Origin of the sequence: Rhodoferax sp. (assembly GCF_012927445.1) — a bacterium.
Classification (GTDB): Bacteria; Pseudomonadota; Gammaproteobacteria; order Burkholderiales; family Burkholderiaceae_C; genus Rhodoferax.
On record NZ_JABBPD010000004.1, the window covers coordinates 340,718 to 366,841 of the forward strand.

Annotated in this window: 20 protein-coding genes and 1 pseudogene; 12 read left to right on the forward strand and 9 right to left on the reverse strand. The window is 61.3% G+C overall.

Translation table 11 applies throughout. The annotated features are described in order from the left end of the window. Positions 1–46 precede the first annotated feature (46 nt). Positions 47–1,294: a selenoneine synthase SenA gene (gene senA / locus HHJ17_RS07150; RefSeq protein ID WP_296505370.1), complete on the reverse strand. Its 1,248-nt coding sequence runs from the start codon at positions 1,292–1,294 to the stop codon at positions 47–49. Positions 1,295–1,509: 215 nt separating this feature from the next. Here senA and HHJ17_RS07155 point away from each other — a divergent pair, with 215 nt between their 5' ends. Further along, positions 1,510–2,118: a TRAP transporter small permease subunit gene (locus HHJ17_RS07155; RefSeq protein WP_296505372.1), complete on the forward strand. Its 609-nt coding sequence runs from the start codon at positions 1,510–1,512 to the stop codon at positions 2,116–2,118. Positions 2,119–2,132: 14 nt separating this feature from the next. Further along, on the forward strand, positions 2,133–3,917 hold the full coding sequence (locus HHJ17_RS07160) for a TRAP transporter large permease subunit (protein WP_296505374.1): 1,785 nt from the start codon (positions 2,133–2,135) through the stop codon (positions 3,915–3,917). A 154-nt stretch (positions 3,918–4,071) separates the two neighbouring features. On the opposite strand, the gene HHJ17_RS07165 is transcribed toward HHJ17_RS07160, so the two are convergent. The 4 genes from HHJ17_RS07165 to HHJ17_RS07180 form a co-directional block, all read right to left on the reverse strand. Continuing rightward, positions 4,072–5,157 carry a TRAP transporter substrate-binding protein gene (locus HHJ17_RS07165; protein WP_296505375.1) on the reverse strand — a complete coding sequence of 362 codons (1,086 nt, stop codon included), beginning with the start codon at positions 5,155–5,157 and terminating at the stop codon, positions 4,072–4,074. A 147-nt stretch (positions 5,158–5,304) separates the two neighbouring features. After that, the gene (gene dxs / locus HHJ17_RS07170) at positions 5,305–7,203 is read right to left on the reverse strand and encodes a 1-deoxy-D-xylulose-5-phosphate synthase (RefSeq protein WP_296505377.1); all 1,899 of its coding nucleotides are present in this window, start codon (positions 7,201–7,203) and stop codon (positions 5,305–5,307) included. A gap of 91 nt (positions 7,204–7,294) precedes the next feature. After that, positions 7,295–8,254 carry a polyprenyl synthetase family protein gene (locus tag HHJ17_RS07175; protein ID WP_296501629.1) on the reverse strand — a complete coding sequence of 320 codons (960 nt, stop codon included), beginning with the start codon at positions 8,252–8,254 and terminating at the stop codon, positions 7,295–7,297. Further along, complete coding sequence (locus tag HHJ17_RS07180; RefSeq protein WP_296501628.1) at positions 8,251–8,487, reverse strand: exodeoxyribonuclease VII small subunit; 237 nt, start codon at positions 8,485–8,487, stop codon at positions 8,251–8,253. The genes HHJ17_RS07175 and HHJ17_RS07180 overlap by 4 nt, the downstream gene beginning before the upstream one ends. Positions 8,488–8,763: 276 nt before the next feature. Between HHJ17_RS07180 and HHJ17_RS07185 the strand changes: the two genes are divergently transcribed. The 4 genes from HHJ17_RS07185 (at position 8,764) to HHJ17_RS07200 (ending at position 13,033) form a co-directional block, all read left to right on the forward strand. Continuing rightward, complete coding sequence (locus HHJ17_RS07185) at positions 8,764–9,897, forward strand: aromatic ring-hydroxylating dioxygenase subunit alpha (protein WP_296501627.1); 1,134 nt, start codon at positions 8,764–8,766, stop codon at positions 9,895–9,897. 5 nt (positions 9,898–9,902) lie between these two features. Next, positions 9,903–10,790 carry a DMT family transporter gene (locus tag HHJ17_RS07190; RefSeq protein WP_296501626.1) on the forward strand — a complete coding sequence of 296 codons (888 nt, stop codon included), beginning with the start codon at positions 9,903–9,905 and terminating at the stop codon, positions 10,788–10,790. 29 nt (positions 10,791–10,819) lie between these two features. Next, entirely contained in the window at positions 10,820–11,689 is an 870-nt protein-coding gene (locus tag HHJ17_RS07195) for a sulfurtransferase (RefSeq protein ID WP_296501625.1), read from the forward strand. A 153-nt stretch (positions 11,690–11,842) separates the two neighbouring features. Continuing rightward, the gene (locus HHJ17_RS07200; protein ID WP_296505379.1) at positions 11,843–13,033 is read left to right on the forward strand and encodes a sensor domain-containing diguanylate cyclase; all 1,191 of its coding nucleotides are present in this window, start codon (positions 11,843–11,845) and stop codon (positions 13,031–13,033) included. Positions 13,034–13,073: 40 nt separating this feature from the next. Here HHJ17_RS07200 and HHJ17_RS07205 read toward each other — a convergent pair whose 3' ends face one another. Both HHJ17_RS07205 and polA read right to left on the reverse strand, forming a co-directional pair. Continuing rightward, a complete protein-coding gene (locus HHJ17_RS07205) occupies positions 13,074–13,970 on the reverse strand; it encodes a dienelactone hydrolase family protein (protein ID WP_296505381.1) in 897 nt (298 codons plus the stop codon). Positions 13,971–14,033: 63 nt separating this feature from the next. Then, positions 14,034–16,961: a DNA polymerase I gene (gene polA / locus HHJ17_RS07210; protein ID WP_296505383.1), complete on the reverse strand. Its 2,928-nt coding sequence runs from the start codon at positions 16,959–16,961 to the stop codon at positions 14,034–14,036. A 56-nt stretch (positions 16,962–17,017) separates the two neighbouring features. Between polA and HHJ17_RS07215 the strand changes: the two genes are divergently transcribed. From HHJ17_RS07215 to HHJ17_RS07230, 4 genes are all read left to right on the forward strand, one after another. Beyond that, positions 17,018–17,314: a hypothetical protein gene (locus HHJ17_RS07215; RefSeq protein ID WP_296505387.1), complete on the forward strand. Its 297-nt coding sequence runs from the start codon at positions 17,018–17,020 to the stop codon at positions 17,312–17,314. 3 nt (positions 17,315–17,317) lie between these two features. Then, on the forward strand, positions 17,318–18,307 hold the full coding sequence (locus HHJ17_RS07220) for a homoserine kinase (RefSeq protein WP_296505388.1): 990 nt from the start codon (positions 17,318–17,320) through the stop codon (positions 18,305–18,307). Positions 18,308–18,309: 2 nt separating this feature from the next. Then, a complete protein-coding gene (locus HHJ17_RS07225; RefSeq protein ID WP_296505389.1) occupies positions 18,310–19,089 on the forward strand; it encodes a BPSS1780 family membrane protein in 780 nt (259 codons plus the stop codon). Between the two features lie 105 nt (positions 19,090–19,194). Next, positions 19,195–19,785: a hypothetical protein gene (locus HHJ17_RS07230; RefSeq protein ID WP_296505391.1), complete on the forward strand. Its 591-nt coding sequence runs from the start codon at positions 19,195–19,197 to the stop codon at positions 19,783–19,785. Here HHJ17_RS07230 and HHJ17_RS07235 read toward each other — a convergent pair. Continuing rightward, positions 19,782–21,719, reverse strand: coding sequence for an alkaline phosphatase PhoX (locus tag HHJ17_RS07235; protein ID WP_296505756.1), 1,938 nt, complete (start codon positions 21,717–21,719; stop codon positions 19,782–19,784). The genes HHJ17_RS07230 and HHJ17_RS07235 overlap by 4 nt on opposite strands. A gap of 264 nt (positions 21,720–21,983) precedes the next feature. Between HHJ17_RS07235 and HHJ17_RS07240 the strand changes: the two genes are divergently transcribed. After that, on the forward strand, positions 21,984–22,496 hold the full coding sequence (locus HHJ17_RS07240; RefSeq protein WP_296505393.1) for a hypothetical protein: 513 nt from the start codon (positions 21,984–21,986) through the stop codon (positions 22,494–22,496). A 37-nt stretch (positions 22,497–22,533) separates the two neighbouring features. Further along, positions 22,534–23,514, forward strand: a pseudogene (locus HHJ17_RS07245) (methyl-accepting chemotaxis protein); the annotation flags it as partial. Positions 23,515–23,592: 78 nt separating this feature from the next. Here HHJ17_RS07245 and ppsA read toward each other — a convergent pair. Then, positions 23,593–26,022: a phosphoenolpyruvate synthase gene (gene ppsA / locus HHJ17_RS07250; protein ID WP_296505394.1), complete on the reverse strand. Its 2,430-nt coding sequence runs from the start codon at positions 26,020–26,022 to the stop codon at positions 23,593–23,595. Positions 26,023–26,124 lie beyond the last annotated feature (102 nt).

Genomic DNA, 26,124 nt, shown 5'->3' on the forward strand with positions numbered 1-26,124 from the left:
AGCAGCTATTATTTAAATAGCAAGTTCAGAACCATCCGCACCCGACTCACAGCGCACAAGAACGAAAACCGGCAAAAATATCGTCCCGCCCGGGCAGGTAGAAGTTGCGGTACTTCGGGTGTTTCATGCGGGCGCGGGTGGCAAACGAGGCGCCGCGCAACACCTTGTGCGTGCCAAACCACGGCTCGGAGTAGTCGCGGTACGGATCGGCGATAAACCCGGGGTAGGCGTGAAAGCTGGTGCCGGTCCATTCCCAGACCTCGCCCCAGCGGAAGCCACGCCGTGCCGCGTTGTGTGCCGCCACCTCCCACTCGACCTCGGCCGGTAAGCGCCGGCCGGCCCAGCGACACCAGGCGTCCGCCTCCCACCAAGTCACATGCATGACGGGCTGACCACCCAGCATGCGCTGCAGCGTACCAAACCGCGTCTGCATCACAGCGCCACTGGCCACGCCGATCTGATCCACGTAGCGCGGGCCCCGGCGACCTTCGCCGGCCGCCTTGTTCTGCACCCACTGCCAGCCCAGCGGCTGCCACAACTCGGCGCGATCGTAGCCGCCATCGTCCACAAACTCGACAAACTGCGCCCAGGTCACCACCTGGGCATCAATCTCAAACTCGGGCACGGCGACCTCATGCGCCAGGCGCTCGTTGTCAAAAGTAAAGCCGCCCTGTCCGGCTGCCAGGCCCAACAGCCAACGCGTGGCCGCAAGCAGCAAGGGTTCACGCACCGGCCCCGGGCCGGGCAAACTCAGCCCCAGCGGTAGGCCCAGCGTCTGCGCCATATAAATCAAGGCCTCGCCATGCATGTCCTCATGAAACAGGGCCAGCCGGTAAAAATACAGGGCATCGTCCTCCTCCGGCGCCTTCTCCAGCAACTCAAGGCTGCTCTCGAGTGTATTGAGCAGGTAAGTCTTGATATTGGCCAGGTCGGGCAAGTCCAGTGTCCACCGGCTGTCATGCGCCACCTGGCCCGAATGCCACCAACGATCAGCGTGCGGCTCCAGCGACGCCAGCCGCGTCGCGGACGGATCGCAGCCTCGTCCAAGGTGGCGTTGCAGGTTGCGCCCCAGCCACCATTCCTGAAACCAGCCAATATGACCGAGCTCCCACAAGGGCGGGTTGAGTTCCGCCACGCAGGGCACTTCAAAATGGGCCGCACCCAAGGCTTTTTCGTACTGACCGATCAAATGCAGCGTGTGGTTGCGCGCGTCCATCAGAGCCAGCGACAAAAGATCCGGGCCGGCCCGCCGCATCTCAGGCGAGTCGATGGAAGGGGATGTTGTATGAAGCATAATTTAGGGCTTTGATTATTGCGTCCGCCAAGCACTGCCAAGACCTTGTTATGGGGGTGTTCATCAGTGTTTACCCTAGGCTAAACGCATGAGACCGTCATGTTTTTCTTAGCCACAACCCGTTACGCTTAATCTCATTAAACAGTTCAACTGCAGTCCATTCCCTGGAATCACTGCAAGTCGCTGTTTTGCAAATTTCACCAGATGGAGACCCCATGCACGCGCTTCTAAAATTTTCGAAAGCTGTCGATTGGCTGAACAGCCAGATTGGCAAATATGTCATCTGGCTGATTCTGGCCTCCACCGTCATCAGCGCCGTCAACGCCATTGTGCGCAAAGTGTTCAACGTGAGTTCCAATGCCTATCTGGAAGTGCAGTGGTACCTGTTTGCCGGCGCCTTTTTGCTGGCCGCTGCCTACACCCTGCTTAACGGCGAACACGTCAAGATTGACGTCATTTATAGCCACAGGTCCAAACGGGCGCAAACGTGGATTGACGTCATCGGTTTTACTTTTTTCCTGACACCCTTTTGTATCGCCATCCTGTGGTTCAGTGTTCCGTTCTTCCTCAAGGGCTGGTCGTCAGGCGAGATGTCCCCCAACACCGGCGGCCTGATGCGCTGGCCGGTGTACGCCATGATTCCGTTGGGTTTTGGCCTGCTGCTGCTGCAGGGCTGGTCCGAGTTGATCAAACGGCTGGCGTTTCTGCAGGGTCTGATCGAAGACCCCACGCACAAAAAAGTCGAGAAAACCGCAGAAGAAGAATTGGCTGAGGCGATTCAAAAGCTGGCCGAAGAAAAAGCCGCCAAAGCCAACGCAGCCTGACCCCGGAGAGACACATGGAATTTCTAATCAACAACATTGCCCCCATCATGTTCGGGGGACTCATTGTTTTCCTGCTGATGGGTTTTCCGGTGGCGTTCAGCCTGGGTGCCTGCGGCCTGTTTTTCGGCTTTGTCGGGATTGAGTTGGGCCTCTTGCCCGAAGCGCTGATGCAGGCCCTGCCGCTGCGCATCTTCGGCATCATGCAAAACGACACGCTCTTGGCCATTCCGTTCTTCACGCTGATGGGGCTGATATTGGAGCGCAGTGGCATGGCCGAGGATTTACTCGACACCATCGGCCAGCTGTTTGGCCCGCTGCGTGGCGGCTTGGCCTTTGCCGTTATTTTTGTTGGTGCCTTGCTGGCCGCGACCACCGGGGTGGTGGCAGCCTCCGTCATTTCGATGGGCTTGATTTCGCTGCCCATCATGCTGCGCTATGGCTATGACCGCCGGGTCGCCTCCGGTGTCATTGCGGCCTCGGGCACGCTGGCCCAGATCATTCCGCCCTCGCTGGTGCTGATTATTCTGGCCGACCAACTGGGTCGTAGCGTGGGTGAAATGTACAAAGGCGCCTTCATCCCCGGCTTTGCCCTGACCGCCCTCTATGTCGGCTATGTGGTGCTACTGACCTTCATTCGCCCAGCCTGGGTGCCGGCCTTGCCGCCCGAAGCACGCACCATCCGTGAAGACAATGGCAAAAGTGGCCTGCGCTCGCTGCTGATTCTGACCATCGTCTCCACCGCGGTGGCGCTGTACCTGGGACAACACTACGCCCAGGTCGTGAGCTGGTTCAAGGGTGAAGAAGTCCTGACCGTGGCCACCGATGAAACCATCGTGGTGTCGCTGTGCGTTGGCGTGACGCTGGCGTTTGTGATGGCGCTGATCAACAAGGCGACCCGGTTGGGCCTGTTGTCACGCATGGCGGAGCGCGTCACCTTTGTGCTGATTCCCCCGCTGCTGCTGATCTTTCTGGTGCTGGGCACCATTTTCCTGGGGGTGGCAACGCCTACCGAAGGCGGTGCCATGGGCGCCATGGGCGCTTTGATCATGGCCATGAGCCGGGGCCGTTTGAGCATCAAACTACTGAAACAGGCCCTGACCGCGACCACCAAGCTGTCGAGTTTTGTGGTATTCATCCTGGTCGGCTCTACCGTCTTCAGCTTGGTGTTTCAAGGGGTTGACGGCGGTAAATGGGTGGAACACCTGTTGACCTCGGTCCCCGGCGGACAGGTGGGTTTCCTGATTGTGGTCAATCTGCTGATTTTCTTCCTGGCGTTTTTCCTGGACTTCTTTGAGCTCTCTTTCATCGTCGTGCCCTTGCTGGCACCGGTGGCCGAGAAGATGGGGATCGACCTGATCTGGTTCGGCGTCTTGCTGGGCGTGAACATGCAGACGTCGTTCATGCATCCACCGTTTGGCTTTGCCCTGTTCTTCCTGCGCAGCGTCGCCCCCGCCAAGGCCTACACTGACAAGCTCACCAAGAAGCTGATCCAGCCGGTCACCACCATGCAGATCTACTGGGGCGCCGTGCCCTTCGTGATCATCCAGATCATCATGGTCGGCCTGATCATTGCCTTCCCGGGCATCGTCTCAAGCGGTCTGGACAAAAAGGAAGTGTTTGACCTGGACAAGGTCCGCATCGAAATGGAAGCCAGCATGCCGGACTCGATCGGTCAAGAAAATCCGTTCGATGGCACGCCAGATGCAGCAACCGGCCCGGCACCGGCAGAAAGCATCGACACCCCTCCCGCCGAGGACGACCCGCTGAAGGCGCTTCAGGAGTCGATGAAAAAGAAATAACGCCTTGTCTGCCGCGCTCCTGTTTGCGGCAAACCGGCGCAAGCCCCGCAGCATCTGCGGGGCTTTTTTATTGTCTGTTTCATGGCCAACAAATCAACCGACAAAAAAAAAGCCCCGCAAAGCGAGGCCGTTTTAAAAACGCGAAAAGAACCGATTACAGCTTGACGGTGGTCATGTAGCTGTCGTAACGAAACTCAGAAAAGCGCGCCCACAACAACTGGTCACGCTGGAATGCACGCATGTCCTGGTGAATCTTCTTGAACTCGGGTGATTTGGCTTCGTGCTCCGCAAACACTTCCATCGAGGCCTTGAAGCCGGCGTCCATGAGTTCCTTCGAAAATGGCTTGAGCTGCGTCTTGTCGGCAACCAGCTTCTTCAAGGCAATCGGGTTGAAGGCATCGTACTTGGACGTCATGTCCCGGGCGGCCACAGCGGTTGCCGCGTCAACAATCGCTTGAAATTCTGGCGACAGTGCCGCATAAGCTTTGGTGTTGATGAAAAACTCAAGCTCTGCGCCACCTTCCCACCAGCCGGGATAGTAGTAGAAAGGCGCAACTTTGTTGAAGCCCAGTTTCTGGTCGTCGTAGGGACCCACGAACTCGACAGCATCAAGCGTGCCTTTTTCAAGTGCCTGGTACACGTCACCGGCAGGCATGTTCTGCGGCACAACGCCCAGCTTCTGCATGGCTTCACCGAAAAGCCCGCCGCCCATGCGCATTTTCAGACCTTTCAGGTCATTGAGCGTCTTGATTTCCTTGCGATACCAGCCGCCCATCTGCGTGCCGGTGTTGCCCGCACTGCGGCTCTTGATGTTGTACTTGGCGTAAAACGCGTCCATCAGCTTGCGGCCATTGCCATGTTCCATCCAGGCATCCATCTGGCGGGCGGTCAGGCCAAAAGGCACGGCACAACCGAAGGAAAAAATGGGATCCTTGCCCGTGAAATAGTAGGACGCCGTCTGGGCCATCTCGACCGTGCCATTCTGGATCGCATCCACCACGCCAAACGCTGGCATCAGTTCGCCGGCGGCATGCACCGACACTTCAAACTTGCCACCAGACAGCGCTTTGACCGTCTTGGCAAACATTTCTGCGCTACCAAAAATGGTATCGAGGGATTTCGGAAAGCTGGAAGCCAGACGCCAGCGAACATTGGCACCTTGTGCATGTACGGCAGGGGCCGCAGCAGCAGCCAATACGCCCGCAATACCTGCGTGCTTGATAAGGGAACGACGATCCATTGAGTTCACTCCTGGAGTTATTGATTGAACATCTCGCCATGCGGATACGCACAACGATGACCGATAAGAGTCACCGCGGATTGTAGGATGTGCGCGACCCGCAATGCGGGGGGTTTTCCCTTGCTGGACGGAGGGCGTGAGCCCGCTTCAGGCCACCACTTTGAGTGCGGGGCGCCCGGACTCCAGCAGCGCCGCAAACCGTTTGACCACGGCGGCCTGAATACCGGCGGTATCAAGACCTTGCAGAGCCAATAATTTGATGGGGTCACCATGCTCGATGAATTCATCCTGCAAGCCCAGTTGCAGCAGTGGCTTGACCACCCCGGCCGCGTGCAGCGCTTCGCTGACGGCACTGCCAGCACCCCCCATGATGGCGCCCTCTTCCAGCGTGACGAGGCCTTCGTGTTCGGCCGCCACTTTGAGCAGCAGTTCGGTGTCCAGCGGTTTCGCCCAGCGCATATTGACGACGGTGGCATTGAGCTTGTCCGCCACTTCCAGCGCGGGATAAAGCAGTGTGCCAAAGGCCAGGATGGCGACGCCTTTGCCGGCGCGCTTGATTTCACCCTTGCCAAAAGGCAGCGCTTCCAAACCCGCCTGCACCGGCACGCCGGCACCAGCGCCGCGCGGGTAGCGCACGGCCACCGGGTGATCCTGCTCAAACGCAGTGGAGAGCAGCTGGCGGCATTCATTCTCATCCGCTGGACACGCCACACTGACGTTGGGAATGCAGCGCAAGAAAGGAATGTCGTAGGCCCCGGCATGGGTGGCGCCATCGGCCCCCACCAAGCCGGCACGGTCCAGCGCAAACACGACCGGCAGGTTCTGAATGGCAACGTCGTGAATCAGCTGGTCATAGGCGCGCTGCAGGAAGGTGGAGTAAATCGCCACCACCGGCTTCAGGCCTTCGCAGGCCAGTCCCGCGGCAAACGTCACGGCGTGCTGCTCGGCAATGCCGACATCAAAATAACGCGCCGGAAAACGTTTTTCAAACTCCACCATGCCCGAGCCCTCGCGCATGGCGGGCGTGATGCCAACCAGCCGCGGGTCATGGGCGGCCATGTCGCACAGCCACTGGCCAAATACCTGGGTAAAAGTTGTCTTGGCCGGCGTTGTCGGCTTTTGCAGACCAATCGCCGGGTCAAACTTGCCGGGGCCGTGGTAGGCCACCGGGTCGGCTTCGGCCAGTTTGTAGCCCTGCCCTTTTTTGGTGACCACATGCAGAAACTGCGGACCTTTGAGGTGCTTGATGTTTTCCAGTGTCGGAATCAGTGAATCCAGGTCATGGCCGTCGATGGGGCCGATGTAGTTGAAGCCGAACTTCTCGAACAGGGTGGCGGGCACCACCATGCCTTTGGCCGTTTCCTCAATGCGCTTGGCCAGCTCAAACAGGGGCGGCGCGCCTTTGAGCACGGTCTTGCCGGCGTTCTTGGCGGCGGCATAAAACTGACCGCTCATGAGTTTGGCCAGATAGCGGTTCAGCGCGCCCACCGGCGGGCTGATGCTCATGTCGTTGTCATTCAGGATAACCAGCAAATTGCAGTCGGCCACGCCGGCGTTGTTGAGCGCCTCAAACGCCATGCCGGCGGTCAGCGCACCATCGCCGATCACCGCAATCGCGTGGCGTTCTTCACCCTTGATTTTGGCCGCCAGCGCCATGCCCAAAGCGGCGGAAATGGAGGTGCTGGAATGCGCCGTGCCAAAGGCGTCGTATTCGCTCTCGAAGCGTTGCGGAAAACCACTCAACCCACCCAGCAGACGCAAGGAGTCCATGCGCTCGCGCCGCCCGGTCAGTATCTTGTGCGGGTAGGTTTGATGGCCCACGTCCCATACCACCCGGTCATTCGGGGTGTTAAAGACGTAATGCAAGGCCACCGTGAGTTCCACCGTGCCGAGGTTGGAACTGAGGTGGCCCCCGGTTTTCGAGACGCTGCTCAGCACATAGGCCCGCAGCTCGTCGGCCAGCGCGTGCAACTGGGTACGCGGCAAGCGCCGCAGATCGGCGGGGTCATTGATGGTTTGCAGCAGCGGGTACAACTTGTTTGACATATGCTATATTTTTTATAGCTGCTTGCGCTTATTTCATAAGGGCTAGCAGCTTATTTCCCTAGTATTCCTGATTGCCGGGCCAGTTTGCGCTTCAGCACGAACGGTTCACCACCATGTTGGCCAAGCCCTGCAGCGCCTGGGTATTGCGCAAACCACTCTGCGCCAGCGCGGCCAGGGCCTGCCCCAACAATTCCTGCGCATGGGCGGCCGAGCGTTCCAGCCCCAGCACCGACACGTAGGTGGGCTTGTCCTGATCAGCATCCTTGCCGGCCGTCTTGCCCAGCGTGGCGGAGTCGGCAGTGACGTCCAGAATATCGTCCACCACCTGGAACGCCAGACCAATCGCCGCGCCATACGTCTTCAGCGCCGCCTGCGCTTCGGCGGAGGCATCGCCGCAAGCGGCGCCCATCATCACGCTGGCTTGCAGCAGGGCACCGGTTTTGAGGCGGTGCATGTCACGCAACTGGCTCTCAGTGAGGGACACGCCCACACTGGCCAGGTCAATCGCCTGGCCGCCGGCCATACCGGCACTGCCAGCCGCCCGGGCCAGCAGGCGGCACAGGCGGGCCTGTCGCTCGGCCGGCATGCCTTCCAGTTCCGGCGTCAATAACTCAAAAGCCAAAGCCTGCAAGGCGTCACCGGCCAGCAAGGCGCTGGCTTCGCCAAATTTCACATGCACCGTCGGCTTGCCGCGGCGCAGCACATCGTTATCCATGCACGGCATATCGTCATGCACCAGCGAATAGGCGTGGATCAGTTCAACGGCGCACGCCGCACGGAGCGCTGCTTCATGAGGCACGGCGGGTCGCGTGGCATCCGCCCCCACGCGATCGCTGGTCACAGCCTCCCAGGCCGCCATCACCAACAGGGGACGCAGGCGCTTGCCACCGTCCAGTACCGCGTAGCGCATGGCTTCGACTAGCTCGGCGGGCGCGCCATGGTCGACGCCGGCGGGCGCCTCGGCGGTGACCCAGCGCTCCAGCGCGCGTTCGACGCCGTCAAGATGCCGGGCACTCCAGGCACCCAGGTCAAAGGCGGATTCGGTTTTCACTCGGGTGTCCACGTTTTAAGCGCTCCCTGATCCAGCACCTTGATCTGACCTTCGACTGCTTCCAGCCGGTCACGGCAGAACTTGAGCAATTCAGCCCCGCGTTGATAGCCGGTGAGCAACTGCTCCAGGGGCATATCGCCCGACTCCAGCCGGGCAACCAGCTGTTCAAGCTCTTCCAGAGCGGCTTCATAACTGGCCGGGGCAGCTAAACCAGGGCGGGGGGCAGAGGCCATAGGGCAGGTAATTCCGTGGATCAAAAAAAGTGTGATTTTAGGCGCTGGGGTGCGAGATGTGACAACCGTGGGGATAAAGCACCGACTGGGGCTAACCAGACCGGTATTTATAAACCATCCGGTATTGAATGGGGTCCATCGAACAAATCAGGCTAATTTCTGCAAAATGAGGGTCGGCAGGTACAATCCAATGCTCTTTGTGTCGGCTTTGGCCGGCTTCCTTTTTACCGCGCATTGGCGCATCTCCCTGTGGGGAGTCTTTAGGTCAGGACCTCGATGTCTGATTTAAGTCTTCAACTGCAGCAGGCCACCGGCCAACTACCAGTTTCAAGCTATTTTGACGAAGCGCTTTACCAGCGCGAACTGCAAAATATTTTTCAGCGCGGGCCCCGCTATGTGGGGCACGCCTTGAGTGTGCCCAATGTGGGCGACTATGCCACCTTGGCCCAAGAGGCCCAGGGGCGCGCCTTGGTGCGCACGCCCACTGGCATTGAACTGATCTCGAATGTCTGTCGCCATCGCCAGGCGCTGATGCTGCAAGGGCGCGGCTCGGTCAACACGCCGCATCAAGGTGTGGCGGCCGGCAACATCGTTTGTCCGCTGCACCGCTGGACTTACAGCGGCAGTGGGCCAGAGCCCGCCGGCACCTTGTTGGGCGCCCCGCATTTTGCGACCGACCCCTGCCTGAACCTGAACAACTACAAACTGCGCGAATGGAACGGACTGCTGTTTGAAGACAACGGCCGCGACATCCACGCCGACCTGGCCGACATGGGGCCGCGGGCTGATCTGGATTTCACCGGTTTTGTGCTCGACAAGGTCGAAATGCACGAGTGCAACTACAACTGGAAGACCTTCATCGAGGTCTATCTGGAGGACTACCACGTCGGCCCGTTCCACCCTGGCTTGGGCAGCACCGTCACCTGTGATGATTTGCGCTGGGAGTTCAAGGAGAACTACTCGGTGCAGACCGTTGGCACGGCCAAACCCGGTCCGGCTGGCACCCCGGTTTACCAACGCTGGCAGGATGCCTTGAAGGCTTACCGCAAAGGCGAAGCGCCCAAATACGGCGCGATCTGGCTCACCTATTACCCGCACATCATGGTGGAGTGGTATCCGCATGTACTGACCGTCTCCACGCTGCACCCGATGGGCGCGAACAAGACCATGAACATGGTCGAGTTCTATTACCCGGAAGAAATCCAGGCCTTCGAGCGTGAGTTTGTCGAGGCCCAGCAAGCCGCCTACATGGAAACCTGTATCGAGGACGACGAGATCGGCGAACGCATGGACGCCGGACGCAGCGCCCTCCTGCTGCGCGGCGACAACGAAGTCGGGCCTTATCAAAGCCCGATGGAAGACGGCATGCAGCACTTTCACGACTGGTATCGCCGCCAAATTCAGTTGTAACGCCGATGCAAGCGCTCTGGATGGTGCTCGGTGCGTTCTTTTTTGCCACCATGACGGTGGGCATCAAGGTCGCCTCCGGCAGTTTCAGCACTTTTGAACTGGTGTTCTACCGCGGCGTGGTGAGCGTGATCTTCATGGGTCTGGTCTTGCGCACGCGCGGCACCTCTCTCAAAACCACGATTCCCATGATGCACGCCTGGCGCAGCGTGATTGGCGTGCTGTCACTGAGTACCTGGTTTTACGCCATTGCCCATTTGCCGCTGGCCACGGCCATGACGCTGAACTACATGAGTGGCGTCTGGGTGGCGGCCTTTATTGTGGGCGGTGCGGTGCTGTACGGCCAGGCACAACGCCAGGGACCCCTGATGGTCACCGTGCTGACCAGTTTTGCCGGTGTGGTGCTGATGCTGCGCCCGACCCTGGACCAGCACCAGTTGTTTGCCGGACTGGTCGGTCTGCTTTCCGGCATGGGCGCAGCGCTGGCGTACTTGCAGGTCACGGCCCTGGGCAAGGCGGGCGAGCCCGAAGGCCGCACTGTGTTTTATTTCTCGGTGGGCACTGCGGCGGTCGGGTTGACTGGCATTGCGTTCACCGGTTTGACGCCCTGGTCGGCGGCCAGTTGGCAAGCCACCGCCTGGCTGGTGCCGATTGGCGTGCTGGCGTCGCTGGGCCAGTGGTGCATGACACGCGCTTACAGCCGGGGCTCAACCCTGCTGGTGGCGAATCTGCAGTACTCCGGCATTGTGTTTGCTGCCATCTACAGCCTGCTGCTGTTTGGCGACCAGATTGCGCTGCTGGGCTGGGCCGGCATGGGCCTGATTGTGGCCAGCGGCTTGGCCGCCACCGTGCTGCGCTCGCGCGCCATTCCCAACACCCCGGCCGAAGAACACTGAACCGGCCACCATTGAAGGAACCCTGCCTGATGTATACCACCCTGATCTCCGCCCCGCAACTCCAGGCCCTGCAACTGAGTGGCCAGCCGCTGATGGTGTTTGACTGCAGTTTTGAGTTGATGGAATCCGGTGCCGGTGACCGGCAGTACCAGCAGGCGCACATCCCCGGCGCCGTCCGCGCCGACCTGGACCGGCACTTGAGCGCCGCCAAAACAGCCACCGATGCCGCCTCCGGCGGCCGGCACCCGCTGCCCTCACGGGAAACCCTGGCCGCCTGGCTCTCCCGCATCGGCTTTACCAACGCCATGCAAGCCGTGGTGTACGACCGCCAGGGCGCCAACTACTGCGGCCGCCTGTGGTGGATGCTGAAATGGGTCGGCCATGAAAACGTCGCCGTGCTGGATGGCGGCTTGCAGGCCTGGCAGGCCCACGGGGGCGAAACACAGAGCGGCCAAGCGGACGCCAGCGCCCCAGTTTCAGCATCAAATTACCTTCTAGCCCCCGCCAAAGCTTCGCTGATAGCTACCGAAACAATAGCAAACCAACTCGGGCGGCCGGCGCAGAACCTGATTGACGCGCGTGGCGCCCCCCGCTTCAAGGGCGAGGTGGAACCACTGGACCCGGTGGCGGGACATATTCCTGGCGCCTTGAACCGTCCCTTCAACCTGAACCTGGGGGCCGACGGCAAGTTCAAACCGGCGCCGGAATTGCGGGCCGAGTTTGAAGCCCTGCTGGCCGGGCGCGATCCCGCCACCGTGGTGCACCACTGCGGCAGCGGTGTCAGCGCTGTGCCCAACCTGATCGCCATGGAAATTGCCGGCTTGGGGCGGACTGCCCTCTACGCCGGCAGCTGGAGCGAGTGGTGCAACGACCCCGCTCGGCCTTGCGCGCAGGGCTGAACCGAAGCGGTGACGGCCTGGTCGGGGGCGACTTGAATCAGCGATCAAGTCACTAAAGTGGTGCTAATTTGAGGCAACAGGGGAGTTTTGCATTGGCTTACTTTGAAAAAGCTGATACATATCTCGCACTGACCAGATAATTCACATTCACCCATGACACTCTCGCGCCTCCCTGACAAGTCCCTGCCGCTGATTTTGTGGGCTCTGGCGGCGTTCGTGTCGGAAACACTGGCATGGTGGTGGGTCAGCCAAACGCCGGGCATTGGATTTCTACCCGGCCCTTTCTGGCTTGGACTGAGCGGCCTATTCTGTGCACTGGCCGCCTTCGTCTTGCTCCGGCGACAACTATCGACGGCAAAGCGTGCGGCACGGCACGCCCGCCAATTGCTAGTCTCCAGCCTGGACACACTCGACGTCGGCCTGGAGATTTGGGACCAACGGGATCGACTGATCCTTTACAACAAAAAAATCAACTCGATGCGCCTCGGTTTTCATAAACCGGCGGACATCGGTCAGACCTTTGAAAGCCTGGTGCGCGCCAAATTGAAACTTCATCAGGTCCCGGCGGCCATCGGCTGCGAAGATCAGTGGCTGGCCAAGCGTCTGGCAACGCGCGGGAAACACAAAGAGCCCCAACTGAAAGAGCTTGCTGGCAACCAGTGGGTCAACACCCGTGAAATCCGAACCCCCGAGGGCTATCTGGTGGCTTCCTGGATTGATGTCACGGAACTGGTGCGCAAAGGCAAAATGCTGGAGGCCAGTAACCAGCGCCTGGCCCGCCAGTCGAGCATGGACGAGTTGACCGGCTTGGCCAATCGCAGGCACTTTGACCAAGCCCTGACCACAGAATGGCAGCGGGCCGCCCGCAGCGGCACGCCCTTGAGTCTCTTGATGGTCGATATCGATCACTTCAAACAATACAACGATAACTATGGCCATGTGGCAGGCGACGAATGCCTGCGGAGGGTGGCAAGGGTTCTGGACCATTGCGTGCGCCGCGCGGGCGAAATGGCCGCGCGCTATGGCGGGGAAGAATTTGTGCTGTTGCTGCCCGGCGCCGACATGACACACGCGTGTGAAACCGCCCAAAAATGCCTGGACCTGATGGAAAAAGAAGCCGTTCCGCATGCCACCTCCAGCACCGGTCCCCAAGTGACCTTCAGCATTGGCGTGGCGTGCCTGCTGCCCGACGCCTCGCTCGAACCCGCCGCCATGATCAATGCAGCCGACACTGCCATGTACCGCGCCAAATCTGCAGGACGGGCGCGCTATGAAGTGGCCGATCAGGCGGACTGGGACATCGACAAAGACACCCCCCGCACCCGGCCCGCCCCGTTGAGCTGACCGTCAACCGGGTCGCGGCCTCGGCGCGGCCCAGGTCTTGTCAGACCACCCCATTCGCCTTGAACCACTCCAGGCAACGCTTCCAGCCGTCGACGGCCGGTCCCTGGCGATAGCTGGCGCGGTAGTCAGCATGGAACGCATGCGGTGTATCGGGGTACACCACAAACTGCGCCGCTTTGGACGCCGCCGTGCCCGTGGCCAGCGCCGCTTTCATCGTGTCCAGCGTGTCCAGCGGGATACCCGCATCTTTTCCGCCGTACAGCCCCAGAACCGGTGCGCGCATAACGGCAGCCAGGTCGATCGGGTTTTTGGGTGTGAGCTCGTTGGTGGCGCCCACCAGCCGACCGTACCAGGCCACGGCCGCCTTGACCGGACCTTGTGCCGCATACAACCCGGCAATGCGCCCGCCCCAGCAAAAGCCGGTGATCGCCACTTTGGCCAAGTCGCCGCCGTTGGCGCCGGCCCATTGAACCGCACCGTCGAGATCCGCCATGACCTGTGCATCGGGCACCTTGGAGACCACGTCGGCCATCAGTTTGGCCATTTCGGCGTATTGGGACGGATCGCCCTGGCGCGCGTACAGCTCGGGCGCAATCGCCAGGTAACCGGCTTGGGCAAAGCGGCGGCAGGTGTCGGCAATGTACTCATGCACCCCGAAGATTTCATGCACCACCAGCACCACCGGCAAATTGGTCATACCGGCTGGCGCCGCAAAGTAGGCCGGCACTTTGAAGCCATTCACTTCATAGGTGATCTCGCCGGTTTTAAGGCCGGCTGCGGTGGTTTTGATCGCGGTCTGCGCCATGATGGGCGCGGCCGCGGCCGCATAACCGACCCCCAGCGCCACTTTCAGCGCGGTGCGGCGCGTGGCGCCCTGCTCGGTACTCTGGCCCGGTAGCAGAGCGTCAAATTCGGTCTTGAGGTCTTTACGCAGCATGAAGCATCTCCTGAGTGTTGAAAATTGAATTTATCTGAATCCAGGCCAAGCGGCAAGCTCGGTTCAGTGCGCTTTGTCCCAGTTGGGCCCCACGCCCACTTCGGCCAGCAAAGGCACCTTGAGATGCGCCACCCCGGCCATCAGGCGCGGAATCTCGTGTTTAAGCCACTCGACCTCGGATTCTGGCACTTCAAACACCAATTCATCGTGTACCTGCATGATCATTTTGGTCCCGCGTTTTTCCTCGTCCAGTACCTGCTGCACCTTCACCATGCTGAGCTTGATCAGGTCTGCGGCGGTGCCCTGCATCGGCGCGTTGATGGCGGCCCGTTCCGCGCCGCTGCGACGCGGACCGTTGGGGGAGTTGATCTCGGGCAGGTACAGGCGACGGCCGAACACGGTTTCCACATAACCTTTGGCCTTGGCCGTCTGGCGCGTGTGGTCCATGTAGAGCTTGACACCCGGGTAGCGGTCAAAGTAGCGCTCGATGTAATTCTTGGCGGCGGTGTTGTCGATGCTCAAGGCGCGCGCCAGACCGTAGGCACTCATGCCGTAAATCAGGCCGAAGTTGATGACCTTGGCGTAACGGCGCTGCTCGTTGGTCACTTGGGCCGTGCCAACGCCAAAGATCTCGGCGGCCGTCGCGCGGTGCACGTCCATGCCGTCGTGAAAGGCCAGCAATAACGCGGCATCGCCACTGATGTGCGCCATGATGCGCAGCTCGATCTGGCTGTAATCGGCGCTGGCGATCACGCAGCCCGGCGGTGCCACAAAAGCCTCGCGCACGCGCCGGCCCTCGGCAGTGCGAATCGGGATGTTCTGCAGGTTGGGCTCGTTGCTGGAGAGGCGGCCGGTCACGGCCACCGCCTGCGCGTAATGCGTGTGCACGCGGCCGGTGCGCGGATGCGCCAGTTGGGCCAGCTTGTCGGTGTAGGTGCCCTTGAGCTTGGCCAAGCCCCGGTGCTCCAGAATCTTGGCCGGCAGCGGGTAGTCTTCGGCCAATTTTTCCAATACTTCTTCGTCGGTGCTCGGGGCGCCGGTGGCTGTTTTCTTGACCACCGGCAGGCCGAGCTTGGTGAAGAAAATCTCGCCGATCTGCTTCGGGCTGCTCAAATTGAACAGCTGACCGGCCAGCGCATGCGCTTCTGTCTCCAACTGCAGGATGCGGGCGCCAAGTTCCAGGCTTTGCTTCGCCAAGGTGGGCGCGTCGATCAGCACGCCGTTGCGTTCGATGCGGTAGAGCGCCTCGCTGCTGGCGATTTCCAGCTCGTAGATACCGAGCAGACTGGGCAGATGTTGCACACCAGCCAGACTGGCATGCAGCGCGTCGCCCGCCGGCGCCGAATGGGCCGACGCCTGGGGTGGCGGCGGAAAACTGGCCTGCAGTTGCGGCCACAAGGCCCGGTGCACGTCCAGCGTCATGTCCGAGTCTTCGCATGAATATTCAGCGGCCTTGGCAATATCGACCTGGTCAAAGCAGATCTGATGCGCCCCCTTGCCACACAAGTCCTCAAAACTGATGCCGCTGCGCCCCAGATGGCGCTCCGCCAGGCTGGCCAGGCCGTGCGGCCGGTGCACTTCAAGCACATAGCTCTGCAACATGGTGTCGTGGGCGTAGCCTTGCACCTCAATGCCGTGGTTGGCAAACACATGGCGGTCATATTTGATGTGCTGGCCCAGCTTCTTGTGCGCCGGATTTTCCAGCCAGGGTTTGAGTTTGGCCAGCACCTCGTCGCGCGGCAATTGCGCCGGCGCCTCGGGGTAGCGGTGCGCCAGCGGGATGTAGGCCGCCTCACCCGGCGTCACGCTAAACGACAGGCCCACGATCTCGGCCCGCATCTCGTCCAGCGACGTGGTTTCGGTGTCCACCGCCACCAACTCGGCGGCTTGTAGCGTGGCCAGCCAGCGGTCAAACGCCTCCCAACTCAGGATGGTGTCGTAGGCCAGCGTGGTGACGCGGGAGTTGGCGGCAGCATCGCCGAACAGGTCAGGCTCATCGAACAGACCGGGTTCGGCTTTGTTTTGCTTGGCGGCACTGGCGGCGGCTGCAGTGCGCGGCGCGGTGCCCGCCTTGTCAGCCTGGGCGGCAGAAGCCGCTTCCATCGCCAGGGCCAAGCCCTTGAACCCGTATTTATTATAAAAAATAGCCAGAGCCGCCGTATCCATTGCGCCAGTAGCTATTGAATCCATAGCGGGCAGCTCAGGCACCCAGCCATTCAGATCACAGTCGGTCTTGATGGTGAGCAGTTGTCGGCCCATCGGCAGCCAGTCCAGCGTCTTTTTCAGGTTCTCGCCGACAACGCCCTTGATGGCGTCGGCGTTGGCCACCACGCCTTCCAGCGAGCCATATTGCTGCAGCCATTTGGCGGCGGTCTTGGGGCCGACCTTGGGTACTCCCGGCACGTTGTCGATGACGTCGCCCACCAGGGTTTGAAAGTCCACCATCAGGTGCGGTGGCACGCCAAACTCGGCCTCCACCCCGGCCAGATCGCGGCGTTTGCCATTCATGGTGTCGATGATGGTGATGTGCTCATTCACCAATTGCGCCAGATCCTTGTCGCCGCTGCTCACAATCACCTCAATGCCCTGCCTGGCGGCGATGACGGCCAAGGTGCCGATCACGTCATCCGCCTCGACGCCCGGCACGTCCAGCACCTTCCAGCCCATCAGCCGCACCACTTCATGAATCGGCTCGATCTGGGCGCGCAAGTCGTCCGGCATGGGCGACCGGTGCGCCTTGTACTCGGGGTAGAGGTCATCCCGGAACGTCGGCCCTTTGGCATCAAACACGCAGGCGGCAAAATCGGCCGGCACTTCCTTGCGCAGACTTTGCAGCATATTGATGATGATTCGTATGGCCCCGGTTTTCTGCACGGTGCCGTCGGGTAAGGTGACACTCATGGTGTCGCCCCCCGCAAAAAAGGCGCGGTACAGGTAGCTGGAGCCATCCACCAGCAGCAAGGTTTTTTTCATCATTTTGGGGTCATTCATACGCCCATTTTGCCTGCGCCAGGCGCGGCGCCTGTGGTTCTACTTACAATCACAGCATGCGATCTGCCCTATTTCTTACCCTCTCCCTGTCTTGCGTCAGCATTTGCTGGGCACAGTCTCCCGCGCCAGCGCAAGCCGCGTCAAGCCAGCAAAAACCGGCGGCTTCCACGCCAACCGGTGCCGTCGAAAAGCGAACCGAGCGCATTCACGTTGAGGACGCTGACACCAGCATTGACGAACTGCGCATTGGCGGCGAAACCAAGACCATTGACGTCAAACCCAAAGGCGGCATGCCCGCGTATCAAGTGCATCCCGCCAGCGGCGAGCGCAGCTGGAAAATTCTGGGTTTTTGATTCATGGCGGTTTACACAGAAGTCTCGACCAAAGAGGCACGGGCCCTGCTGAAACAACTCAAACTGGGCAATCTCAAGGCCATGAAGGGCTGCTCCGGCGGTATTGAGAACACCAACTACTTCGTGACCACCCAACTCGACGACGTGATCCACGAGTACGTGCTCACCCTGTTCGAGCGCCTGACGATGGAGCAACTGCCGTTTTACCTGCGCTTGATGAAGCATCTGGCGCAACGCGGCATCCCGGTGCCCGATCCCACCGCCAACGCCCGTGGCGACTTGGTATTTGAAGTCAAAGGCAAACCCGCGGCTGTGGTCAACAGGCTGCCTGGCAAAAGTGAACTGAGCCCCACCCCGGCGCACTGCGCGGCGGTAGGCGCCACGCTGGCCCAACTGCACCTGGCGGGCGCTGACTTTGCCATGTCGCAACCCAATCTGCGGGGTCTGTCCTGGTGGAACGAGACCGTGCCGGTGGTCTTGCCCCATTTGACGGCCGACCAAACCGCGTTGATCCAGAGTGAACTGGCTTACCAAACCCACATTGCGGCCTCCTCTGCCTACGCCGCATTGCCACGCGGTCCGATCCATGCCGACCTGTTTCGCGACAACGTGATGTTCGACACCGTGGCCGGCGAACCCCATCTCACCGGCTTCTTTGACTTCTATTTTGCGGGCATCGACAGCTGGCTGTTTGATATTGCGGTCACCCTGAATGACTGGTGCGTCAACCTGGAGGCCGGCACCCACAACCCGGAACGCGCCCAAAGCTTCATGAATGCCTACAGCGCCGTGCGCCCCCTCACTGCCGCCGAGCGTGAATTGCTGCCAGCCATGCTGCGTGCCGGGGCCTTGCGGTTCTGGATTTCTCGTCTATGGGATTACCACCTGCCCCGCGAGGCCAGCATGCTCGTCGCCCACGATCCGGGCCATTTCGAGCGGGTTTTACGGGAGCGCGCCAGCCACCCCGACTTTTTGAGCGCAACGGCGACCTGACCATGAAGCTGAACATTGTTCCCGCCCGCACCGGCCTGTTATGGGTCAAGCTGGGCATGCAAACATTTTTTAAACAACCCCTGGCGCTCGCCGGTCTGTTTTTCATGTTCATGGCCGTCATGACCATCGCCAGCCTGGTGCCTTACCTGGGCTTCGCACTGGCCATGATGCTGCTGCCCGCCGCCACCCTGGGGCTGATGTCCGCCACCCAGGAAGCAACCCAAGGCCGATTTCCGATGCCCATCGTCTTGCTGGCGGCATTTCGTTCGAACAAACAAAAGACGCGCGCCATGCTGGTGCTGGGCGCCCTGTATGCGCTGGGGTTTCTGACCGCGATGGGTGCCTCCGCCCTGGTCGATGGCGGCGACTTTGCCCGGGTTTATCTGGGCGGCGCGACGCCGACCCGCGAGATGTTGCAGGCGTCCGAGTTTCAGGCCGCCATGTGGGTTTTCATAGGCCTGCATTTGCCCTTGTCGCTGATGTTCTGGCACGCACCGGCACTGGTGCACTGGCATGACTTGCCCCCGATCAAGAGCCTGTTTTTCAGCATCGTGGCCTGCTTGCGCAATTTCTGGGCATTTGCCATTTTTGGACTGATGTGGCTGGCGGTGCTGGTGCTGGTTGTCATCGGCGTCACGACGGTGGGCGCCCTGCTGGGCAACCCCGGTCTGGCGGGCGACCTCCTGTTTCCGGTGCTGCTGCTGATGGCGTCCATGTTTTTCACGTCGCTTTATTTCACCTTTCGCGACAGCTTTGAGCCGCCGCCAGAAGCGGCGCCGTAACCAGGGCATCGGTACTCTGGATGACGCGCGTCACGACAGCGTCACAGGCAATGGGTACGCTGGCGGCAGTGATTTTCACCGCCTCCCCTACGTCGCCTGCCCACCATGCCTCTCCCATTTCCATTGCCCCTGGACACCAGCCGCCAGAGTAGTTTTACCACCCCACTGCGCCTGTTGCTGGCCACCACCGCAGCACTCTGGCTGGGCGCAACCCAACCACAGGTGGCCACATCGGTCGCCTCGCGCCAGGTGACCGAACTGCGTTTTCGCGATTTCTTTCGTACCCCGCTGGAACCAACAGGGCTGGACATGAGCGACGCCCTGCGCCAGTCCGACGGCCAGTCCGTGCGCCTGATCGGCTATATGGTGCAACAGGAAAGCGCCACACCGGGCCGTTTTTTGTTGACACCCCGCCCACTGCAGATTGACGCGCACGCCCCTCAAATTGCCGCCCGTTTGCCCCCCGCTACGGTGCTGGTCTACCTCGACCCTGCGCAGCAGGACTGGGCCATCCCCCATGTCAGCGGGCTGGTCACGGTGAACGGCAAGCTGAGCGTCAGTGCCGATGAACCGGACACTGACCCGGCGTCTTGGGTGCGCCTGCAGCTTGGCACCGAAGCAGCGCGCAGCATGAGCGCCTTCGACTTAACCGGCTACCTGCACGGCCGGTCAGCTCGACCCGTTAACCCGCTCTAGCGCAGCTTGATGCCCGCAGGGTCGGCCGTCAGGTAGCCCACTGCGGCGCCAAAACGATCCTTGTAGTTGGCGCGCACCAAGGGATCCAGCGTGGCTTTAACCTTGTCATGCAAACCCTTCTCCCAGTCACCGGGGTGCTGGAAATTACTCATGATGTAGGTCCAGCCATTGATGTCGTCCACCGATTGCAAGCCCGTGGATTCGGCGCCAGCCGGGCACGACATAAGCCGCGACAGCTGCTTGGAATCGACGTTGTAGGCCCACAAGAAGTTGTTGACGTGGCGGCCACTGTCTTCCCCGATGAACAGGGTGCGCATCTTTTCCGAGAACTTGATGTTATCGGGGTTGGCTATTTTGTCGGCATGCGACGTGTTGCCCAGGGCGTCCGGCGTGGCGAGGTCTTCGCCAACCAGTGCCGCCGGGGCCGCCATGTCCACCGGTACCCACTCGCTGTCAATGGCAGCACCGGCCAAGTCTTTTTGCGCGCCTTTAAGATTGAGCGCATAGACCGCACCCGACTTCGGCCCCTGCACTTTAATGTCGGTGCTGCCGTCCACCATCGACGCCTGGATGTAGCTCATGGCGGAGTAGGCAATTTTGTCCTTGATGTTGACGGTTGTTCCTTCCATCTTGGTGAAGCCCATGCTGGCGCCTTTGAGCGCGGCGTAGCGGTGGGTTTCCAGGAAGGCGGCAGCTTTTTCCTGACCGGGCATGAGCTTGACCCAGTTGTCCTTGCCTGAATAGCGGATTTTGGTGTAGCTCGCATCCATCGGGTCGACCGTCTTCACGGCCATGATGTCAGCTGGCTTCAGCGTGTTCGCCAAGGCCTCGATCTCATTGCTGGTGGCGTGACCGAGCTTGATCCACGACAGCGTGGCGCTGCCCGGGCCGATGCCAGAAGTCTGCGTCCATTTGGCCACAAACAGCGATCCCGCTGACAGGTGAGCAGCCTTGTCCGCGATGAACATGAACAGGCCGCCGTTGACAAAATCATCCCCCATCAGCACGGTGCGCTTGTCCGGCATGACCTCCACGAGTTCATGCGAAATGCGGCCCATGCAGAAATGCTTGGTGATTGAACCAGTGCCATCCGGATTGACCGTGACTTCGGGCAGATGACCGTAGTGATAAGGGTTGGCAATGGTTTCATCGCCAAAGAGGTTCTTGCTAAACGCCTTGAAGCGCTTATCCTGGGCCGCAACAGTCGCATCCGGCTCGTATTCTTCGCTGGAGAGGTGCGTATTCCAGGGCGACAGGCTGGCGCCGCAGGTGATCCACAGGCCATTGACCGAGGAAGTATCCACATTGTGGTACTTGACCAGACTGAGTTGGCCGGTGACCTGATCCTGGTCCAGCGTGAGCACCGCGATGGGCGACGGCAAGGTGCCATAGGCTTCTGCATTGTTCTGGTCGCGGGTGGCATATTCAAACTGCACCACCGCAAAGACCGCCTTACCCTTGATGCCGGCGACCTTGGGCTGAGCCAACTGCAACAACGACGTGCCATCCGGACAATCCGAGAAAAACTGGCGCTCTTTGCCCAAGACCGATTTATCCATGATGGGCTTGTTCAAAATATCAAAGTAGCCACCGCTCAGAACCGTGCCTCCGTTGCCATCAGCGACCTTGTCACCGGTGATGAAAAAGGGTTGGTAGGCGAGTTGGTAGCTGTGGGTACTGCCATCACGCAGCATGACCTGCAGGCTGGAACCGACCGTGGTGGTCGCCATGGCGGCGGGGTTGGCCAGTGTCGGCGCGGCCATCGGTGTGAAGCGGGTGGACAGATAGTTGCCTGCGGCAGGTGACGCGGCGCTACTGGTCGTGGCACAAGCTGACAAAAGCGAGCTGACCGACATCACGCCCAGCGGCAGCATGGGCGCACTGGCGAGAAACTTGAGAGCCTGACGGCGTGACGGTTGCGGCAAATTGGTCATAGTCATGGTTTCCAGAAATTGAGGGAGATGGCAAGACCCAACAGCAGAAGGACTGGCCGTGGGTACCAACCGACAACTATCGTATGAATATTGCATGACAGTTTCATGAAACATCCGCGCCACACCTCTGACGGTATTTCTTGACTGGCGCACGTTGCACGGCCTGCAGCAAGCGGGTCAAAGCATAAGTCAACACCCATACAATAAGTTCAGCGGCTGGCTTCAGGGCTCGTCTTGACTACACCCAACAGGAGCCTTGCCACCATGAAATTCAGCACCCGTTTGTTTCTGTGCTGCACCATTCCCGCTGTGATGTTCATCGCCGGACTGAGCAGCAGTATCTGGGGTCTGATCCGCACCCAAAACCAGTTTGACCACTACATCCGGACCGAGCAATCCATCCGGACCGGCTTGTCCGAAATGTACGCCCAGGGTCTGCAAATGGGCCAGGCCCTGCGCAACATGGTGCTAGATCCGGCCAACCCCAAAGCACGCGAAAACCTGAATGCAGCCCTATCGGCCTACGACAAGATTTACAAAGAAACGGCCGCGACAGCCCAGGGCACCGTTTTCGAGTCCCGCATCACCGCCTTGCCCGCCTTGCGCACCGCGCAGGGTCAGGCCCAAGACAAGGTGATCGCCGCGCTGGCCATTGATGTCCCCGAAGCCATCAAGATGCTCAATACGGCAGAAACGCCCGCCTGGCGGCAACTCAAGGCTGAATTGCTCAAACAAATTGCCGAGGCCAGCCAACTCGCTGAACAGACCTCACCTTGAGGTTCAAGAGAACGCCAACCGTGCCAGACTGATCGCCATCCTCCTGAGTTGCCTGGCCACTGGCGTCGCGCTGGCGTTGGCGATTGTGGTGAAGCGCTCGCTGCAGAACGAACTGGGCGGCGAGCCGGCCACCGCACGCGATGCGATGACACAAGTGGCCCAGGGCAACCTGTCGGAGCATCTGCCCATCATGGCGGACGATCCAAGCCTGATGGCCGCGCTCGGCGACATGCAGCAGTCCTTGCGGGAGGTGGTGGGTGAGATTCGCAGCTCGGTCGAGTCGATCACGACCGCCTCGTCCGAGATTGCCGCCGGCAACCACGACTTGTCGGCCCGTACCGAGCAAACCGCCTCCAGCCTGCAAGAGACGGCCGCCTCCATGGAGGAGCTGACGGGCACGGTCAACCAGTCCGCCGACTCGGCCCGGCAGGCCAAGCAGCTGGCGTCTTCGGCAGCGGCCGTGGCGTCGCGCGGTGGCGAGGTGGTGTCGCAAGTGGTCATCACCATGGAGAGCATCAACGCCTCTTCCCAAAAGATTGCCGACATCATTGGCGTCATTGACGGCATCGCCTTTCAGACCAACATTCTGGCGCTGAACGCCGCGGTGGAAGCGGCCCGCGCTGGCGAACAAGGCCGCGGTTTTGCCGTGGTGGCCAGTGAAGTGCGCAGCCTGGCCGGACGCTCTTCAGACGCGGCACGGGAAATCAGGAGCCTGATTGCCGATTCGGTGGAAAAGGTGGAAGCCGGCTCCCGACTGGTGGACGATGCGGGGCAAACCATGACCGAGATTGTCAGCTCGGTCCAGCGGGTGTCCGACATCGTCGGGGAAATCAGCGCCGCGACCAATGAACAGTCCAATGGTATTTCGCAGATCAACAGTGCCATCAGCAACCTGGACCAGATGACGCAGCAGAACTCGGCGCTGGTGGAGCAATCCACCGCGGCGGCCGAGAGCCTGAGAGATCAGGCCAGCCGCTTGGCCCAAGTGTGCGGCCGCTTCAATCTGGGTCGAACCTGACTACGTCAAACGCCTGACCCTGCCGTTTGCCGATCTTGATTCGGCTCATCGGCCATGTCGAGCGCCAGCTTTCACTCATCATCCCGCACGGCCAGGGCGGCCCTGCGCGACTTCGATTTCATGCACCGCCTGCATGGTGCGCAACACGCGGTCCGGCGTCAGGCTGATGCTGTCGATGCCCAACTCCACCAGGTAGCGCGCCACTTCGATGTGGTCGCTCGGAGCCTGGCCGCAGATGCCTGAATGCCGGTGGTTGCGCCGGGCGCCCTCCACGGCCAGCTTGAGCATTTTCAGCATGCCGGGGTCCTGCTCGTCAAACGACTCGGCGACGATGGCGCTGTCGCGGTCCACCCCCAGGGTCAGCTGCGTCAAGTCGTTGGAGCCGATCGAGAAACCGTCGAACAGCTCGGCAAACTCATCGATCAACAGCACGTTGTTGGGAATCTCGCACATCACGTAGACCTCCAGGCCGTTCTCGCCGCGCTGCAGGCCATGCGAGGCCATCGCCGCCAGCACGCGGCGCGCCTCCTCTAACCGGCGGCAAAACGGCACCATCAGTTTCAGATTGCTCAGCCCCATCACCTCGCGCACCCGCTTCATGGCCGCGCACTCCAGCGCAAAGCCTTCGGCATAGGCCGGATGGATGTAGCGCGCCGCGCCCCGAAAACCCAGCATCGGGTTCTCTTCATGCGGCTCGAAATCACGCCCGCCGATCAGCGCGGCGTACTCGTTGCTCTTGAAGTCCGACAGCCGCACGATCACCGGACGCGGGTAGAAGGCCGCGGCAATCGTGCCGACGCCCTCGGCCAGCCGCTCGATGAAGTAGCTGGCGCCATCGGCATAACCGGCCGACAGCGCGAGCACACGCGCGCGCTCGGCCGCGTCCGTGATGCGCTCGGGGTGCAGCACTGCCATCGGGTGCACCTTGATGTGCTCGTTGATGATGAACTCCATGCGCGCCAGGCCAACGCCATCGCAAGGCATCTGGCTGACCTGGAAGGCGAGCTCGGGGTTGCCGAGGTTGACCATGATCTCGGTGGCCGGCCGCTTCAGGCCGGTGAGATCGGTGACCTGCTTGTGAAAGGCGACTGCGCCCTCATAGACCTTGCCCACCGCCCCCTCGGCGCAGGACACCGTGACCATCTCACCATCGCGCAAGACCTCGCTGGCGTGTTCCGCGCCCACCACCGCCGGGATGCCCAGCTCGCGCGCGACGATGGCCGCGTGGCAGGTGCGCCCGCCCCGGTTGGTGACAATGGCGGCGGCCGTCTTCATCACCGGCTCCCAGTCCGGTGTGGTGGTGTCGGCCACCAGCACCTCGCCGGGCTGGAACGCCGACAAATGGCGCGCATCGGTGACCAACCGCACCCGCCCGGTCGCCACCTTGGCGCCCACGGCGCGGCCGGTGGCACGCACGGTGCCGGTGCCGTCCCCGTCCAGCAAATATTCCTCCAGTTGCAACGCCTTGCGCTGCGAGATCGCGGTTTCCGGGCGCGCCTGCACGATGAAGAGCTCGCCGTCCGGCCCGTTCTTGGCCCATTCGATGTCCATCGCCCGGCGCTCGCCCGCCAGCCGGCTGTAGTGCTCCTCGATCTTGATGGCGGCATCGGCCAGCACCAGCACGTCGGCATCGCTCAGGCAGTAGCGCAGCCGATCCGCACGCGGCGTGGGGCGGTTGACAACCGGCTCGCGCGTGCGGCCCGGCGCGTAGACCATCTGCACCTGCTTGTCGCCCAGCGTCTTGCGCAGCACGCTGCGAAAGCCTTGGATGTAGGTCGGCTTGTGCACATAGAACTCATCCGGATCGACCGCGCCCTGCACCACGTTTTCGCCCAGGCCCCAGGCGCCGGTGATGAACACCATGTCGGGATGGCCCGACTCGGTGTCGATCGTGAACATAACGCCCGCCGATGCCAGGTCGCTGCGCACCATCTGCATCACGGCCACCGAGAGCGAAACCTTGAAATGGTCAAAGCCGTTGTCGGTGCGATAGGAGATGGCCCGGTCGGTGAACAGCGAGGCCTGGCAGCGCTTGACCGCATCAATCAGCATCTCCTCGCCCTGGATGTTGAGGTAGGTATCGTGCTGGCCGGCAAAGCTGGCGCTGGGCAAATCCTCGGCGGTGGCCGAACTGCGCACCGCCACGCTCAGGCCCTCGCCGCTGGCGGCTTTTAACGCTCGCCAGGCCTCGCGCAGTTGCTGCTCAACCGCTGCTGGCATGGCTGCGCCGTAGACGATCTCGCGCGCCCGGGTGCCGGCCCGTGCCAACGCGCTGACATCGGTTTTGTCGAGCTGGTCGAGCAGGCCATGCAGCTCGGGCCAGGCGTTGGCAGCCGTGAGCGCGTCGCGGTAAGCAGGCGCCGTGACGGCAAAGCCGTCGGGCACCCGCACGCCCAGCGGCGTGAGCTGCTGGAACATCTCGCCCAGCGAGGCGTTTTTGCCGCCGACCAGCGGCAAGTCGGCCAGCGACAGCTCACCAAACCAGCGAATGTAAGGGGCAGCGGGCATGACAGTCTCCTCAGCGTAAGGCGTTGAGATCCATCATCACCCGGGGTCCGCCGCCCGGCGTTGACAGGCGTCAACGCGGCGCCGGGCCGCCTTGCGCTGACG